This window comes from Pseudomonas sp. PDM22 (assembly GCF_014851965.1).
Lineage (GTDB): Bacteria > Pseudomonadota > Gammaproteobacteria > Pseudomonadales > Pseudomonadaceae > Pseudomonas.
On the sequence record NZ_JACVAR010000032.1, the window covers coordinates 1 to 506 of the forward strand.

The following is a 506-nucleotide window of genomic DNA, read 5'->3' on the forward strand; positions in this document are numbered from 1 at the left end:
TCCGCCACCACGCTGGCGCTGTTGCCTGCCGCGTCGTGGGCCACCAGGGTGGCATGGATGTTGGTTTCCTTCGCCAGGTCGCTGCCTTCTACCTTCACGCTCCAGTTGCCCGAGCCGTCGACGGTGGCGCTGTAGTCGGTGCCGTTGAGCTTGAAGCTGACCACGTCGCCAGCCTGGAACTCACCGGCGGCCTTGCCGCTGATGATCTGCTGGGTCTGCGATTCGGCCAGGTTGACGATGTCGTCACCGGCCACCACGTTGATGGTCAGGGTCGCTACCGGTGCGGTGGTGTCGACGCTGTAGCCATGGTCGGCCACCACGTCGGCCACGTTGCCGGCGGTGTCATGTGCCACCAGGGTGGCGTGGATGTTGGTTTCCTTCGCCAGGTCGGCGCCGGAGACCGAAACGCTCCAGTTGCCGTCCTTGTCGACCGCTGCGCTGTAGGTGGTGCCATTGAGCTTGAAGCTCACCACGTCGCCCGTCTGGAACTCGCCGCTCGCCTTGCC

1 protein-coding gene is annotated in these 506 nt (G+C 65.4%); it reads right to left on the reverse strand.

What is annotated here, in order from left to right; genetic code table 11:
• On the reverse strand, nucleotides 1-506 hold a 506-nt coding region (locus tag IB255_RS30505; protein WP_192211289.1), incomplete at both ends, for an Ig-like domain-containing protein.